Origin of the sequence: Rhodococcus sp. NyZ502 (assembly GCF_041464245.1) — a bacterium.
Lineage (GTDB): Bacteria > Actinomycetota > Actinomycetes > Mycobacteriales > Mycobacteriaceae > Rhodococcus_F > Rhodococcus_F qingshengii.
This window is the reverse complement of sequence record NZ_CP167156.1, coordinates 111,170-126,636: the sequence shown is the minus strand read 5'-3', so window position 1 is coordinate 126,636 and position 15,467 is coordinate 111,170. Positions and strand designations below refer to the sequence as shown.

Genomic DNA, 15,467 nt, shown 5'->3' with positions numbered 1-15,467 from the left:
GATGAACCACGACCCCCGAAACGCTCCCGCCGGCGACGATGACGACCGTAGTTGCGAAGACATCGACGTCGTTCGTGCGGACCTCACCCACCTGCGAAGTTCGGTCAGATCGATTGCGGTTCTTCCTGCCGCGCAACGCATCAGGCATATTCGTACTGAACGGTGGATCGGGTATCCGCGTGCACGGTCGGTGATCGAGCATCTTGAGACGTTGCTGGTGTGGCCGGATCGGCAACGTATGCCGAACGTGCTTCTGATCGGACCGACGAACAACGGCAAGTCGATGATCATCGAGAAGTTCCGGCGTGCGCACCCTGCTGTCAGCTTGCCCGATCGCGAGCAGATACCGGTGTTGTGTATGCAGATGCCTCCAGACCCAGCACCCGCACGGTTCTACCTGGCGATGCTTGCTGCACTCGGAACGCCGATCCGCCCGCGGAGCCGAGTCCACGAACTCGAACAGCAAGCAATCTCGCTGCTGCGAGCGACCGGGGTTCGGATGCTGATCATCGACGAGCTCCACAATGTTCTCGCCGGCCGCGACAACGTGCGCCGAGAATTCCTGAACCTGTTGCGGTTTCTAGGCAACGAACTGCGGATTCCTCTTGTCGGAGTGGGCACCCGAGAGGCGTACCTCGCGATCCGTAGTGATGCACAGTTGGAGAACCGTTTTCACCCCATGACGCTGCCGATCTGGACCAACGACATCGACACCCGCTCCCTGCTGGCGAGCTTCACCGCCAGCTTCCCGTTGCGTGCGCCCTCGCACCTGACGTCGGCGGAGATGACCGATTACCTCCTCACCCGGTGTGAGGGCACCATCGGCGAACTGGCCACGCTGTTGACCGCGGCCGCAGTGACCGCAATAGAGGCTGGCGAGGAAGCGATCACCTCGCAGGTGCTGACGCAGACTGCCTACTCCGGGCCCACCGAACGCCGTCGCCACTTCGAACGGCATCTGGCATGACATCAGCCGATGCCTCGCCAGCGCCTACAGCGTTCGACCACAGTGGGCATCCGCGGTGGCCGCTGCACCCGCAACCATTACCTGGTGAGACTCTGATGTCGTGGCTTGCCCGGACTAGCAGACTGTATTCGTTGATCGGTACAGCGGATCTTCTCGACGGGCTCGGTGTCGACACTTCGGGCGTGGACCTCGACCGCTACACACCCGAGCCGGTGCTATCCGCGCTTGCCCAGAGGAGCACCTGCACAGCGGAACGGCTGCGTGAGATGACGTTGGCGGGCGGTACGCCCTGGCTGCTCGACAGCACCGACCCCGGCGGATGCGACTTCGACACCTACGTCCATCAGTTCTCTGTCCTACTACCGGCGGGTCTGGCAAGGTCAGATCGACGTCGACGCGCACCGCCCGCCGGCACGTGGCTTCCCTGGGTGAGCAAGCTCGATACGCGGGCATGCCCCTTGTGTATCGACGACCTCGACACAGACGCCGACATCGCGGTCATGATGGCTCATCAGTACCCGATGCTGACCAGCTGCACGAAACACCTCTGCCGGCTCGAATTCTGTGCTGTCATACCCGGCCGACTGGTCTTTTGGGACAGGACACCGCCAGGCTCGGACGAACACGCACCACCGATACCCGTACCGGCAGTCGTCGCAGAAATCGACAGACGCACCGCCGTCGCGTTGACGTGCGGGTCGGTCGAGCTCGGCGGAGGCCGTGTTCATGCCGGAGTGTGGTTCAGGCTGCTGCGTACCGTCGTCGACGAGGTATCGACACCGCTGGTCCGCACCGGATGGTGGGCGAAGCCACTGAGCGCGATCTGGAAGTCCACCGGCCATTCTCGCCCGCTGCGGACATCGTGGGTTCCGTTCGAGCAACTGCGGTGTGACGAGCAAGCGAAGGTTTTGTTTGCTGCCGCGACCGCGATCAATGCGGTCGAGAACGATGAGATAGCCGCGAGCGGTGCTGATGCCTGCTTGCTGCGGCCGCGACGGTACGAGCCGGTCGATCCGGGGGCCGCTCCGACGAGGTCTCGCAGTCCGGTACCCGCCCGCAGCGCTTGGGACGGTGTGATTGCGGCGATCGATGCCGCTGTCGCCGCCGCCCGCGTCGACAGCGATGCCGCCCGATCTTTGTTCGGATTCGCTCGAACGGGGTGCCGCACCGAAGATGACGTCGATGAGCTGGCCTATGCCTTCGTCGAGCTCGGTATTCGACTGGACTGGGACTGAAGCGCGCTAGATCGCAATCGCCACACGTTTCTCTGCGCTTTCAGGCGGAATTCGATCGCACCCTGTAGTCACCCACGGTTTGTGTGCGGTGACCCACGAGAATTTTCCTTCCCGCACCATGATCGCGAAAAGGCCTGCTCAGCGTGTTTTCGGCTCGAGAAGTCTGTCGGAGGTGCTCGCTACAGTGCTTGTCATGGCAGAACGGCAGCTCGGTGAGGTCGGGGACGCGGATTCACTCGTCTCGGTGGGTGGTGTGGCAGTGTTCCCGGACCTACCGGTCGAGGTCGCCGCTCGGATAGAACAGTCGATCGCAGCTTCTCGTTCGGCCGGAACACGCCGTGCCTATGCCTCGGCGTGGAGTCGATTCGAGAACTGGTGCATCGTCCTCGGGCACCAGGCTTTGCCGGCGCATCCCGCAACGGTGGCGGCGTACCTCGTCGGCGCCGCCGATACGCTCACCGTCGACGGGACGCGGGCGTATGCGCCGTCGACGTTCGACAAATGGATCGCGGCGGTCGCGGACCGCCACCGCGCTACCGGCCACGACAACCCGTGCGGGCACGAGATGGTCCGCGCCACTCTCTCGGGTATCCGGCGGGATTACGCGTCTGCGGGGGAGCGGCCCCGCAGACCCCGTGCCCCGCTCCTCACCGCTGACATCACTACGATCGTCGACCACGCCCGACGCACTGCAGCGGGCTGGGCGTCGGAGGTCCTCGAACGCCGCGACACCGCGCTACTGCTGATGGGCTACACCGGCGCATTCCGCCGCAGCGAACTCGTAGCGCTCGAATGCCGCGATGTCCACCGCGACCGCCTCGACGGCGCGCACGTACGTATCCGCAAATCGAAGACCGACCAGGACGGCACCGGAACCGTGAAAGCACTCCCGTTCACCGACCGCCACGAGTCATGTCCGGTCTGCGCGTGGGTGCGATGGCTGCAGATCGTCGCAGCGTTCGACACCGGCGGCAGAGTTGCTGTCATCCGAATACTCTCCCGCGCAGTGGAATTCGACTCCCATATCTGCCGCGGCACCCTTCCTGTAGTCGAGAAACGGTCCCCTCTGTTTCGGTCCGTCCGCAAGAACGGCAACCTCTCCGACACAGCCCTGTCCGGAGCCGCGGTGCACGCGGCGATCCGCCGCCGCGCTACTCGAGCTGGATACGGCCCCGACACCGTCGCCCAGCTCGGCGGGCATTCCCTCCGTTCCGGCTTCGTCACGCAGGCCTTCCGCAACGGTGCCGACGCGCATGCGATCATGCGCCAAACCGGGCACACCACACCCGCAATGGTCGAAACATACGCTCACGAGAATGCGCCACTGGTCGGCAACGCCGTCACCGAGCTCGGCCTATGACCAGGCACCCGACCGAACCAGTGAGCGGCGACGGGACGACAGGGGTAGATGCTGACCACGACGACCGCCCTTGTCCGATACGTGCATCGGACATCACGAACACGTCGATACCGAGGCGGGATCGGCACACGTGGTCACTGTTCGAGGACTGGTGCACCGCCCATGGCGAACCCCCATTGGCGGCCTCTCCTGAGTCACTTGCTCGGTTCCTGTATGCGCACCCCGCCGCGCCGACGACCCAACGCCGCCGGATCGCGGTGATCGACTCCGCTCATCATCGGCATCTATTACCTCCTCCAGGGCGCGCTGAGACCGTCCGGGCTGCGCTGGATGGGGCCCGCACGTCGCGCCTGCAGGAGGTGGCAGCCGTGATCGGCGGAATCATCGCCCGACTCCCCGAATACGGTTGGCCGTCAGCGTTGTTCGCGCGCAGAGACGCGCTGATCCTCACGCTCGCTACGACAGGTCTGCCGTACACGCAGATCGCGGCCCTGCGGGCATGCGATGTCACCGCCGATGCGGGTCTCGACGCCCTTCGCATCGAGACAGGCCGCGGCGTTCATACCCTCACCTCCCTCGCGCTGGCGGGGACGGGCATTTCTCCGCGCACGGTGTACCAGCGCTGGTGTGAGGTGCTCGGCCATCAGGCCCGGTATCCGAGCACCCGAATGCTCGCCGACGCTTTCGATGCCGTGGACGGCACCGGGCTCGGCGGATACGACCGGTATTTCGACCCGGCCGGTCAACATCCGCTGTCGACTGCGATCGACCGGTGGGGCCACACCCCGTTGGCTGCGACCCCGCTGACCGCCCGCGCGGTAGCGGGCATCGTGCGAATGCACTGGGACGGAAGGGCACCCACCCACCTGCAGCCCACTGCGCGGTCACAACAGCCGGAGCAGAGCACTGCACCGGATCCAGTACCGCGGGTCGTGCTCGACCCCGGCTACTACGAACGCGGAACGCTTGCGCGTAGACACGCCCACGGTCTTCTCGATGACCTGGACTCTGTCCTGGCCGATGTCGAAACCCGCGCGGACAGCCTGTTGGAAGCACTCGTCGACTTTCTCGCATCGGAGACCACACGCGTGCCGACCGACACCGTCGAGTGACTAGTGGTTGGTACTCCGGTTTGCACACACTCTTCTTCTCATGGCACGGAGGCGGCGACGTCTCCGTCATCTCCGAGACGAAGATCGATCAGGTTGCGGACGAACGGAGGCATCGATCTCGACCCCGTTCTGCGGGGTCTACGTCGAAACCGGGTCGTCTGAGAGTCGGGGATTTCGGAAATCTTTCGGAGAGCGTCCGGTCCAGCGTTTGAAGGCGTGAGAGAAGTTGGCGAGGTCGCTGTATCCGAGTTCGGTAGCGATCTCGCTGACCGAAACCGATCGGTCGAGGAGCCGTAGCATCGCGCGCTCGTACAGCAGCGAGTGGCGCACCTTGCTATAGGTGGTTCCTTCTTCGGCAAGCCGCCGTTTCAACGTGCTACTCGACATCGACAATGCTTGTGCAACATCATGGTTGGTTCGCTGTCCGAGGTCCTTTTCCAACTGTTGCCTCACCTTCTCGGCGGATGACATGGACCCACTCCGCTGGGCGAGTGTTCGCTGCAGATCAGCGATAGCGAGACGATATGCGAGGGGGTCCGAGAAGCGACAAGCCTTGTTGAGGGTCTCCTCGGGTACGTGGATGAAGGAAATCGGAGCGTCGAAGAACCGGCGATTCGCCCCCGGACCTTCGTCGTGGCTCACCTCGGCCGGCTCCGGCCAGCTCAGATGGAGTGTCACCGGCGATATGTCACCGGCGAGCATGTCCAGCAGTCGTAGTAACGCCGACCCACCGTAGGTGATGACCAAGCAGTCCAGTGCGGAATCGCCTGTGTGCGCAGTGAGCCCGACGATCAGACCGTAGTCGCCGGTGTGGAACTGCGACTTCAACGCCGTGGAGATCAATGGTAGGTATGTCAGGAGATCGACGATCTCGGCGACCGAACCAGCGCTGATCAAAGGTGAACTCAGAGGCCCGAACGATGTCAACTGGGCCTGCTCGGCAAACGCAAATCCGAGTCGAGTGGCCTGGGCGATATCGAGTTCGGGATAGACCTCCCGAAACCACCGTATCGGTGCCTGAACGTCATGCTGAATGAGCGTCGCTTCACTGGTTCCTTCGCGGTGCATGATCACACGAAGCCGCGCGGCGGCGTCAGGGTCGAGTGCGCGGCGTTCGAGCAACTGAACGAACGCAAGCGGTGGCACGCCCTCGTCGCTCAGCTTCACGGTGACCCCTTTGACCCGAATTCACAAGTTTATGACTCCACCGAACATAGCCGTCACCCGCGTTTGCGACGACACTTTCGTCAATCACGCCGGAAAACGAGGAGTTGACATGGCAGCTGTAATTTTCGTCGCCCACGATGGTGAGAAGCACGAGGCGGCTCTGGTCGAAGGTCGCTCGCTGATGCAGATTGCAACCGACAATGCTGTGCCGGGGATCGATGGAGACTGTGGGGGCGAAACGGCCTGTGGCACCTGCCATGTGATCGTCGACCCGCAGTGGTCAGGAGAGGTGGGTCTGTCCGGCGCCGACGAGGAGGAGATGCTGGCGATGAACCCCGAGCGTGAACCCACGTCTCGGTTGTCGTGCCAGATGGTGGCCTCGGAAGCGTGGGATGGCCTGATCGTTCGAACACCTGAATTCCAATTGTGATGTGCGAAAGGCAGGCACGACAGCATGAAAGTTTCTGAGTCGATCGCCGACAAGGTCCAGTCGACCATCCCGATAGGGCTGCAGATCCAGGGCGCTCATTTGTACGACAAGACCCGACGGTGGGTGACTGGCACGAATGGCAAGAAGATCTTCGTCGAAAGTCCCATCCCACCGGTCGAGGATGTCGAGCTCGCCGACATCGACCTCAGTAACCCCTTTCTTTACAGACAAGGGCGGTGGCAGTCGTACTTCGAGCGCGTGCGGAACGAGGCACCGGTGCACTACCAACCCAATAGTCCGTTCGGCCCGTTCTGGTCGGTCACGCGCCATGCCGATATCGTGGCCGTCGACAAGAATCACGCTGTGTTCTCGGCCGAACCGTTCATCGTCATCGGCGTTCCGCCCCGGTTTCTCGATATCGAGATGTTCATCGCGATGGACCCACCACGCCACGACAAGCAGCGCGCTGCCGTCCAGGGGGTTGTCGCACCGAAGAACCTCCGGGAGATGGAGGGACTGATCCGATCGCGCGTACGGGAGGTATTGGACGACCTCCCCTTGAACGAGCCGTTCGACTGGGTGCAGAATGTCTCGATCGAGTTGACAGCTCGGATGCTCGCAACTCTTCTGGATTTCCCCTACGAACAACGCCGCAAACTCGTCTACTGGTCCGATTTGGCAACCTCGATGGAGCAAGCCAACGGTGGGCCCTCGGACAACGACGAGGTGTTCGAAGGCATGCGTGACATGGCCCGTGGCCTCAGCGCTCTCTGGCATGACAAAGCAGCCAGGAGGTCTGCAGGGGAAGAGTCCGGTTTCGATCTGATCACCATGTTGCAGAGCAACGAGGACACCAAGGATCTGATCGATCGTCCGATGGAATTTCTGGGCAACCTCGTCCTGCTGATCGTCGGTGGCAACGACACCACGCGAAACTCGATGAGCGGTGGCGTTCTTGCGTTGAACCAATTCCCCGACCAGTTCGAGAAATTGAAGGCCAATCCCGATTTGATCCCCAACATGAACTCGGAAATCATCCGATGGCAAACACCCTTGGCGTACATGCGCCGAATCGCCAAAGCCGACACCGTTCTGAACGGACAATTCATCCGCAAGGGTGACAAATTGGTGATGTGGTATGCCTCGGGTAACCGCGACGAACGCGTTTTCGAGAATCCTGATGATTTCATCATCGATCGTGCCAATGCGCGCAATCACATCGCGTTCGGATTCGGTGTGCACCGGTGTATGGGCAATCGGCTGGCCGAAATGCAGCTGCGGATTCTGTGGGAGGAGTTGCTTCCCCGCTTCGAGAACATCGAGGTCGTCGGCGACCCCGAGTATGTTCAGTCGAATTTCGTGCGGGGCATCAGCAAGATGATGGTGCGCCTGACGCCTACTTCCAGCGCATGACATCGCAACGGGCGATCATCGTCGGCGCAAGCCATGCTGGGGCACAACTGGCAGCTAGTTTGCGCCAAGAAGGTTGGACAGGCGACATCGTCCTCATCGGTAACGAGTCTGCCGCTCCCTATCAACGCCCCCCGCTGTCGAAGGCATACCTGGCGGGCAAATGCGTACTCGACGATATCGCCATTCGCAGCACGGACTTCTACTCCAAGCAAGGTATTCAGCTCCTGAACGCGCAGGTGGAGACCATCGTTCGGTCGGAAGGCAACGTCGTTCTCGACACCGGGGAGAAGCTGGCCTACGACAAGCTCGCGCTGTGCACGGGAGCCCGCCCTCGTCGGCTCACCGTTCCCGGGGCCGATCTCCACGGGGTCTACTACCTGCGCACCGCAGCGGACGTCGAGAGGATCCGTATGGCCACCGGCCCTGGCCAGCGGGTGGTGATCGTCGGAGGCGGCTACATCGGACTCGAGACAGCGGCATCGCTGCGCGCACTGGGCGTACAGGTCACAGTCCTCGAGGCAACTGGGCGTGTGCTCGAGCGGGTCACTGCTCCCGAGGTATCGACGTTCTTCGAGCGGATACATCGCGAACAGGGAGTCGACATCAGAACGAACGCGATGGTTCAGGGCCTGTCCGGGGACCGTGAGGTTCGTGAAATCACCTTGGCCAGCGGAGAATCGATCCCCGCAGATCTGGTCATCGTCGGTGTCGGCGTCGAGCCGAACACCGACCTCGCCGCCGATGCGGGTCTTGTCATCGACAACGGCATCGTGATCGACGATCACACTCGGACCAACGACCCCGACATCATGGCGGCGGGGGACTGCGCGAGCCACGACATGGCCCGTTACGGCCGTCGACTACGGTTGGAGTCCGTCTCGAGCGCAGGAGAGCAGGCCAAAGTCGCTGCGTCGACCGCCTGCGGGAAGTCCAGAAAAATCGAAGCGTTGCCGTGGTTCTGGTCGGATCAGTATCACTTCAAGCTGCAGATCGCCGGCCTCAACACTGGATACGACGAAGTGGTTCTCAGCGGTGACCCCACCCGCGACAGTGATTTCAGTTGCTTCTATCTCCAGGCCGGTGAGCTCATTGCCGCCGACTGCATAGGTCGCCCGCGCGAGTTCATGTACAGCAAACGGGTGATCGCCCAGCGACTCCCCGTCCAACGCGAAGACCTGATGCTCGGCGGACTCGCGCGCAACTGACCGATCCTTCGGTCGTTGTGCACACAACAGCAACCGGTTTGCTCAGAGAAGGGAACATCAGCGATGACCATGACAGACCGCCCGCCCGGAGCACATACTACGCAGCCACCACACGCATACCTGGGAGCAACGGACTTCCTCGACATCGAGCACGAATCCGTGCGGGCGTTCACCGCCGCGGCAATCGGAGATGCGAGCAGCGACCGTGACAAGGCCAGACGCCTCTTCGCCGCCGTCCGCGACCGAATCTGGTACGACCCATACACCGTGTCGGACGATCCGGCCCACTATCGAGCGAGCTTCGTCCTCGAGGCCGGGCGCGCTTACTGCGTCCCGAAGGCGGTGCTGTTGACCGCAGTGTGCCGGGCGGCGGGTATCCCAGCACTGCTCGGCTTCGCCGACGTCCGAAATCACCTGCAGACCGAGACGTTGCGCACGCTGATGGGCGGCACCGACCTGTTCGTCTACCACGGCTACAGTCGCCTCTACATCGAGGGCCGGTGGTTGAAGGCCACGCCGGCATTCAATGTCGAGTTGTGCGCTCGTTTCGGCGTGCCGCCAGTGGAATTCGACGGCGATCGCGATGCTCTCATGCATGCCTTCACCGCAGACGGAGCCCAGCACATGGAGTATGTCCGCGAACGAGGAGTCTTCGACGACCTACCCTTGAACGCGATCTTGACGGTGCTTCGGCACGCCTACGGCCCCACGATCTTCACGGGCGCTCACCCACTCGATGATGTTTTCACCGGCCGCACCCGGCCGGACGAAACTCCCGGGGATCGAAACCTTCCGCGGGAGTCTCGATGAACACAAGCGGTGAGAACATACGTCTTGAACCCCGTATCGCGGCCGACTGCCGATCGGTCGGAGCTCTCTCCGCGAACAACCACGGCGTGACCACTCGGACTACCTCGGACACCTTCGAATCGGGTGAGCCGATACCTGCTGGCAGAGCTGTGCCGTATGACTGTCTCGTCGGCGCGGCCGTGTTGAGGCCGACACCGGAAGTTACACCGAACAGACGAGACTCGCTCTGCCGCTGGAATTGCGGCTGCGGGCGATGAACGACCGATCCGAACGCCTCCCCGGGCACGAGACGCCGCGCGATACCCATATCCCTCATTCGTGTGCGCAGCCACCACCGCGAGAGCGGCCCGAACGGCGTCTACCGATGTCTCTTATCTATGCAAGGAGCGCAGCAGATGACAAACAACGCACCTCACACCCCCGCCAGGACCGTGGCGATCACAGGTGGAGCTCGAGGCATCGGCTATCAGACAGCGAAGGAGTTGATTCGACGAGGCCACCGGGTCGCCATCGGCGACATCGACGAGGCACGTGCGAAGGAGGCCGCCGCCGAACTCGGGGTGAAGGTCGTCACCCGACTCGACGTCACCGAACCTGACTCGTTCACAACGTTTCTGGACCTGGTCGAACGTGAACTCGGACCCCTCGACATCCTGATCAACAACGCGGGCATCATGCCTACCGGCCACGCCCACGAAGAGGACGATGCAATAACCCGGAGGCAAGTCGAGATCAACATCCTGGGTGTCATCTTCGGGACCAAACTGGCTCTTCAGCGAATGCTGCCACGCCGCACCGGACACATCATCAACACTGCGTCATTGGCCGGCGAGCTCGCGGTACCTGGTTTGGCGACCTACTGCGCTACCAAGTTCGCAGTCATCGGATTCACAGAGGCCGCACGACTGGAGTACCGCAAGTCAGGGGTTCGACTGTCCACAGTCCGCCCGACGTTAACCAACACCGAACTCGTCGCCGGAACCGCCGGCGCAAAGGGATTACGCAACGCCGAGCCGGAGGAAATCGCCCGCGCGACAGCAGATCTGATCGAGAATCCACGCCCCTTCGTCCGCGTCACCCGTCTCGCAGGCGCAATGGTCGCGGCGGTGAAATTCGTCCCCCGGCGGCTGGCGACCGGACTGGGTGCGGCCCTGAACACAGATTCGGTGTTCCTCGCGGACGTCGACATGACTGCTCGCCGAACGTATCTCGACAGAATCCAGAACAGCTGAGCATGCCGACACGCGCGCTCGACCAACCACCCGAAAGGCAGCCACAGTGCCCCACACGACTCTGATCGAGAACTATCCCCACCGGATGGGAGGGCACTGCGGGTCAGGTGCAATGCGAGACCTTCTCCATTGGCACGGTCTGGGATGGGACGGACCACCCGACGAGGGGTTGGTGTTCGCACTGGGTGGTGATCTCGGTTTGTCCTACCTGCGATCGGACGACCTGGTCCCACCGATGTACCTGGTCGGCCGCGGTGCCGACTTCGAGATCGACTTACCGCGCAGGCTCGGCGGACAAGTCGAGGTTCTCACGACCGACGATCCCGGTGAGGGATGGTCATGGGTTCGCGACGACATCGATGCGGGACGACCCAGTCTGGTCTGGGCCGATATCGCTGAGCTGCCCTACTTACGGGTGAAACTGCAGATGAGTCGCCACGACATCGTGGTGATCGGCTACGACGAGATCGGGGGGACTGCCTCGGTCGTCGACAACGATCGGGCCGACGTGCAGAAGATCCCGCTCGACGCGCTGGCTCGGGCGCGATCTTCCACCTCGTTCCCGCAACCGACACGTCACTGCACGTACCGAATCACGTGGCCGCAGACACTGCCGCCCGTGTCGACTGCCGCGGCCGCGGCCTTCGCCCGATCCGCCGCCAGCATGCACGCCCCATCGACACCGGGAATAGCCGACCACATACCAGCAGCCGGTGCCGACGGTTTGGCCGCGGTCGACCAGCTGGCAACCGACGTCAAGAGCTGGGTCGACCTTCCGCCCGATGACCTCGAGACGCTGCTGTTCAGTCTCGGTATCTTCATCGAAAAGGCCGGAACCGGAGGCGGGCTCTTTCGTCGGCTTCTCGCCGACGGCTGTACCGAAATTGCACGTCTGACCGGTGATCCCGCTACCGCAGACCTCGCGGCGGCCGCCGATCACTGCGCCCAGGCCTGGACCGAAACTGCCCGCGCCGGAACACAACGCGGTCTCGATGCACGAACACGCGCAGCTGCGGTGGCCGTGTCGGCTGCCAGACTGCCTGCACTCGAGCTGATCCTGGCGGAGTCCCTGGAGTCTGCTTCACGCTCGCTGTCCGCCATCACGAGATGATGCCCACCGTCGTCCAATGGCGCGCGGTACACGGGGCGCATCGCACTGTGCTGCAGCTGTCGTCGCCGACACCGTACGCCCTGGCGACCTCACTGATCGGCTTGGAAGAGTCGATGACCTCTCGGCACAGTTCGTCTTTGAACTCGGTGCTGAACGATCGACGCGATCTGCTCATGCTTGTTGGACTCATGTCGGTAGATCCCTATTCCAAGCGGGTCCAGTGTCCGAATCCTTGGGCCGACCAGATCACGACGCCAGCCACTGGGCTGCGGGGTGGATGACCCTCATCTGCAACCTCGCCGACGTTTTCAACGCTCGACGAGGCGACCTTGGCAGGTCCCCGATAAGTCGGGCCACCGTGTTCTAGATCCACGGTGTAGTTGATTCAGCGACCTCCCAGCCCTCGACCGGTTGGTGGTTGTGGGTGCATCGGGCAGCGTACGCCCCCGCAAGCGGGAGGGACCCCCAGGACGGCGTGAGGTATCCGAGTGATGAGTGCCGGTGTCGATGGTTGTGGTGGTCTTTGAAGTCCTCGATCACGACCCTCGCTTCGAGCAAGCTCGTCCAGTGATTGCGGTTGAGGCCCTCCGTAGTCGATTGTTGACGGATTCGATGTGTCCGTTGTTCCACGGCGTCCCCGGCTGGATGTAGGAGATACCGACACGGTCGCGGCAGAAATGTTGCAGCACATGGGAAATGAACTCCGGACCGTTGTCCATCCGCAGCACTTGCGTCCCACAGCGCGAACGTCTTGTCGAGCTCGTCGGTAAGCCGCTGTGCGGTGATCGACCGCTCCACAATGTTCAACAGGGACTGCCGGGTGTGTTCATCGATCATCGACGCGATCTTGATCGCCTTACCATCGACGGTCGAATCGAACTGAAAGTCCGTAGGCCACACCACTTTCGGGGCATCGGCTTCGATCTGCGGTCATTAGCTGACGCCGGCGCGTTTGCGGGGATGGTAGATCCGAACCTGCAGACCCTCCTCCTTCCAGAGCCGGTGCACCTTCTTCTTGTTCACCGACAAGCCCCTCGTCGTGCCTCAGATGCGCCCAGTCGCGTCGGAAGCCGTGCAGTGGATGCGAGCCTGCGTACGTCCGCAACGCGGCCCTCAGGGCTGCGTCGGGGTCCGCGGGTGTTTCGGCGATCGGTGTTCGTGCGTAGGTGGAGCGGGTAAGCCCAGCAGCTTTGCACGCCCAGTCGTTTCGACAGACTCATGGTGTTCACGAGCATGTCGACAGCGCTGCGCTTGGCGGCTGGGCTCAGAATCTTCCCTTCGCTACCTCCCGCAGTGCATCTTTCTCCAGCTCGGCCTTGGCGAGCAACCGTTTGAGCTTGCCGTTCTGCTCGCGCAACTCTTTGAGTTCCTTCGCGGCATCGGTGGCCATCCCGCCGTACTGACGCCGCCAGTTGTACAACGTCGCCGCCGACACCTCGAGCGCCGCCGCGATCTCCTCCTGCGTCTTGCCCGCAGCGGTCAGTTCGTCGGCACTGCGCAGCTTGCGCACGATGTCCTCGGCAGAGTTGCGTTTCCGTCCAGCCATGTTTTCCATCGTCCTATCCGCCCAGCTCATGGGCAACAAGGCTCTAAATCGAGATGGCTCCGTTCACTTGGGGACACGCCAACCTGTCAGCTGATTAATCCGACGGAAGTTCCCGAAACCATGTATCAGGTACTGCACGTACCTGATACTGTGTGAACACCTTATCGCGACGAGCTGCGCAGACAGAAGAGGAGAGACCGGTATCTATACAGAAATTGCTGGTCGAGCGACAGCCAGTCTTGTGACCTTTGGAAATTCGATTGCCCTCGCCGGCCAGGCACTGCGGTGGGCCGTGCGCGATATTGTCACCGGACGGTTTCCGTTTCGGGAGTTTGTCACACAGACGTGGTTCGTCATCACCGTAACGACGTTGCCAGCGATCCTGGTCGCGATTCCCTTCGGCGTCATCGTCTCGGTGCAGGTCGGAAGTCTAACCCAGCAGGTCGGGGCCACATCTATCGCCGGAGCCGCCGGTGGACTCGGGATCATTCAGCAGGGGGCACCGATCGTCACCGCGCTCCTGCTCGGTGGTGCGGCAGGGTCGGCCATCGCCTCTGACCTTGGCGCACGCACCGTCCGTGAAGAAATCGATGCCATGGAGACGCTCGGACTAAATTCGACACGTCGACTCGTCGCACCTCGATTCGTCGCGGTTCTCATCGTCGCTCCGATGTTATGCATGCTCATCGTGTTTACCGGTCTCGTGGCCGGCTACATCCTTAGCGTCAACGTCCAGGGCATCACGCCGGGGAGCTACGTCGCATCGTTCGCATCGTTCGCATCATCGGCGGACATCCTTGTAGCGCTGATCAAGTCAGTGGTGTTCGGTCTCGTGGTCGTGACAATCGCGTGTCATCGGGGCCTGTCCACGAAAGATGGCCCTAAAGGTGTGGCTACATCTGTCAACGCCACCGTGGTCCTAGGGGTGGTGGCGTGCTTCGTCATCAACGTGTTCATCACCCAACTGACCATCATGTTCGTCCCGCAGACCATCGGATGACGGAGAACACGTGACCGCAGTACCATCCACCCGTTATACTTCGGTTACTCGTCCGATCGTGCGTGCTGTGACGCCCCTCGCTGAGGTCCCCGCGCAGCTCGGGCACATTACAACATTTACCATCGACACCGTCGCCGGAATTCGGCACGTCGCAACCACCTATCGACGACAGACGTTTTTATTCATACAGGAGTTTGCCTGGGGACGAGGCGCTGTACTGGTCGGCGGGGGTACCGCGATCGTGCTTGTGATTCTCGGAATGGCTGTCGGGGCGTCCATCGGCATCCAGGGCTACGCCTCGCTAGACCTGGTCGGGATGGGGTCTCTTACGGGATTCATTTCGTCATACGCCAACACTCGAGAGTTGGCACCGATGATCGCCGCGATCGGCTTCGCAGCCCAGGCCGGCTGTCGCCTCACTGCGGAAATAGGTTCGATGCGTATCGCTGAAGAGATCGATGCGCTCGAGTCGATGGCGGTGCGGCCGATTCCGTACATCGTCAGCACGCGTGTAGTCGCGGCGATCACTACCATCATCCCCCTCTACATCGTAACGCTGATACTCAGTTTCGGCGCGGCCAAGCTGGTCGTCATCCTTCTACACGGCCAGTCAGGTGGCACCTACGATTTCTATTTCAATGCGTTCCTCAAACCGCAGGATCTGGTGTTCTCGGTCATCAAGGTCCTCATTTTCGTAGTATCGGTCGTCATCGTCCACAGCTACCAGGGTTTCTACGCCACCGGTGGAGCAGAGGGCGTCGGCCGCGCGTCTGGTCGAGCGATCCGTAGCAGTCTCATCATCATTGTTGTGGAGGACATGATCTTGACCCTGCTGATGTGGGGCTTCGATTCGGGCGTCAGGATTTCGGGGTAGGGGTT

Annotated in this window: 15 protein-coding genes and 1 pseudogene; 12 read left to right on the top strand and 4 right to left on the bottom strand. The window is 62.2% G+C overall.

Going from position 1 to position 15,467, the window contains the following annotated elements:
* Window position 1 precedes the first annotated feature (1 nt).
* From ACBG85_RS29635 to ACBG85_RS29620, 4 genes are all read left to right on the top strand, one after another.
* Window positions 2-967, top strand: coding sequence for a TniB family NTP-binding protein (locus tag ACBG85_RS29635; RefSeq protein ID WP_054827569.1), 966 nt, complete (start codon window positions 2-4; stop codon window positions 965-967).
* On the top strand, window positions 964-2,202 hold the full coding sequence (locus tag ACBG85_RS29630; RefSeq protein ID WP_256670145.1) for a TniQ family protein: 1,239 nt from the start codon (window positions 964-966) through the stop codon (window positions 2,200-2,202). Before ACBG85_RS29635 ends, ACBG85_RS29630 begins: the two co-directional genes overlap by 4 nt.
* A gap of 193 nt (window positions 2,203-2,395) precedes the next feature.
* A complete protein-coding gene (locus tag ACBG85_RS29625; RefSeq protein ID WP_024793402.1) occupies window positions 2,396-3,562 on the top strand; it encodes a site-specific integrase in 1,167 nt (388 codons plus the stop codon).
* Between the two features lie 368 nt (window positions 3,563-3,930).
* Window positions 3,931-4,674: a recombinase gene (locus tag ACBG85_RS29620; protein WP_238704818.1), complete on the top strand. Its 744-nt coding sequence runs from the start codon at window positions 3,931-3,933 to the stop codon at window positions 4,672-4,674.
* A 138-nt stretch (window positions 4,675-4,812) separates the two neighbouring features.
* Here ACBG85_RS29620 and ACBG85_RS29615 read toward each other — a convergent pair whose 3' ends face one another.
* Window positions 4,813-5,841 (bottom strand): AraC family transcriptional regulator, encoded by a 1,029-nt coding sequence (locus tag ACBG85_RS29615; protein ID WP_118606494.1) that lies wholly within the window; start codon window positions 5,839-5,841, stop codon window positions 4,813-4,815.
* 109 nt (window positions 5,842-5,950) lie between these two features.
* Here ACBG85_RS29615 and ACBG85_RS29610 point away from each other — a divergent pair, with 109 nt between their 5' ends.
* The 6 genes from ACBG85_RS29610 (at window position 5,951) to ACBG85_RS29585 (ending at window position 12,042) form a co-directional block, all read left to right on the top strand.
* Window positions 5,951-6,271, top strand: a complete 321-nt coding sequence (locus tag ACBG85_RS29610) for a 2Fe-2S iron-sulfur cluster-binding protein (protein ID WP_024793405.1) — start codon at window positions 5,951-5,953, stop codon at window positions 6,269-6,271.
* 24 nt (window positions 6,272-6,295) lie between these two features.
* Complete coding sequence (locus tag ACBG85_RS29605) at window positions 6,296-7,684, top strand: cytochrome P450 (protein WP_094643793.1); 1,389 nt, start codon at window positions 6,296-6,298, stop codon at window positions 7,682-7,684.
* Window positions 7,681-8,889, top strand: coding sequence for an NAD(P)/FAD-dependent oxidoreductase (locus tag ACBG85_RS29600; protein WP_032370840.1), 1,209 nt, complete (start codon window positions 7,681-7,683; stop codon window positions 8,887-8,889). The genes ACBG85_RS29605 and ACBG85_RS29600 overlap by 4 nt, the downstream gene beginning before the upstream one ends.
* A 69-nt stretch (window positions 8,890-8,958) precedes the next feature.
* The gene (locus ACBG85_RS29595) at window positions 8,959-9,699 is read left to right on the top strand and encodes a transglutaminase family protein (protein ID WP_032370982.1); all 741 of its coding nucleotides are present in this window, start codon (window positions 8,959-8,961) and stop codon (window positions 9,697-9,699) included.
* 395 nt (window positions 9,700-10,094) lie between these two features.
* Window positions 10,095-10,931, top strand: a complete 837-nt coding sequence (locus ACBG85_RS29590) for an SDR family oxidoreductase (RefSeq protein ID WP_142006809.1) — start codon at window positions 10,095-10,097, stop codon at window positions 10,929-10,931.
* A 46-nt stretch (window positions 10,932-10,977) separates the two neighbouring features.
* Complete coding sequence (locus ACBG85_RS29585; protein ID WP_142006811.1) at window positions 10,978-12,042, top strand: BtrH N-terminal domain-containing protein; 1,065 nt, start codon at window positions 10,978-10,980, stop codon at window positions 12,040-12,042.
* A gap of 55 nt (window positions 12,043-12,097) precedes the next feature.
* Here ACBG85_RS29585 and ACBG85_RS29580 read toward each other — a convergent pair.
* The 3 genes and pseudogenes from ACBG85_RS29580 to ACBG85_RS29570 form a co-directional block, all read right to left on the bottom strand.
* Window positions 12,098-12,217, bottom strand: a pseudogene (locus ACBG85_RS29580) (transposase); the annotation flags it as partial.
* A gap of 188 nt (window positions 12,218-12,405) precedes the next feature.
* Window positions 12,406-12,879: an integrase core domain-containing protein gene (locus ACBG85_RS29575; RefSeq protein ID WP_369293741.1), complete on the bottom strand. Its 474-nt coding sequence runs from the start codon at window positions 12,877-12,879 to the stop codon at window positions 12,406-12,408.
* A gap of 427 nt (window positions 12,880-13,306) precedes the next feature.
* Window positions 13,307-13,588: a transposase gene (locus ACBG85_RS29570; protein ID WP_369293740.1), complete on the bottom strand. Its 282-nt coding sequence runs from the start codon at window positions 13,586-13,588 to the stop codon at window positions 13,307-13,309.
* Between the two features lie 241 nt (window positions 13,589-13,829).
* On the opposite strand from ACBG85_RS29570, the gene ACBG85_RS29565 reads away from it, so the two are divergent.
* On the top strand, window positions 13,830-14,588 hold the full coding sequence (locus ACBG85_RS29565) for an ABC transporter permease (RefSeq protein WP_181881569.1): 759 nt from the start codon (window positions 13,830-13,832) through the stop codon (window positions 14,586-14,588).
* Window positions 14,589-14,598: 10 nt separating this feature from the next.
* Window positions 14,599-15,462 carry an ABC transporter permease gene (locus ACBG85_RS29560; protein WP_118606243.1) on the top strand — a complete coding sequence of 288 codons (864 nt, stop codon included), beginning with the start codon at window positions 14,599-14,601 and terminating at the stop codon, window positions 15,460-15,462.
* The last annotated feature ends 5 nt before the right edge of the window (window positions 15,463-15,467 follow it).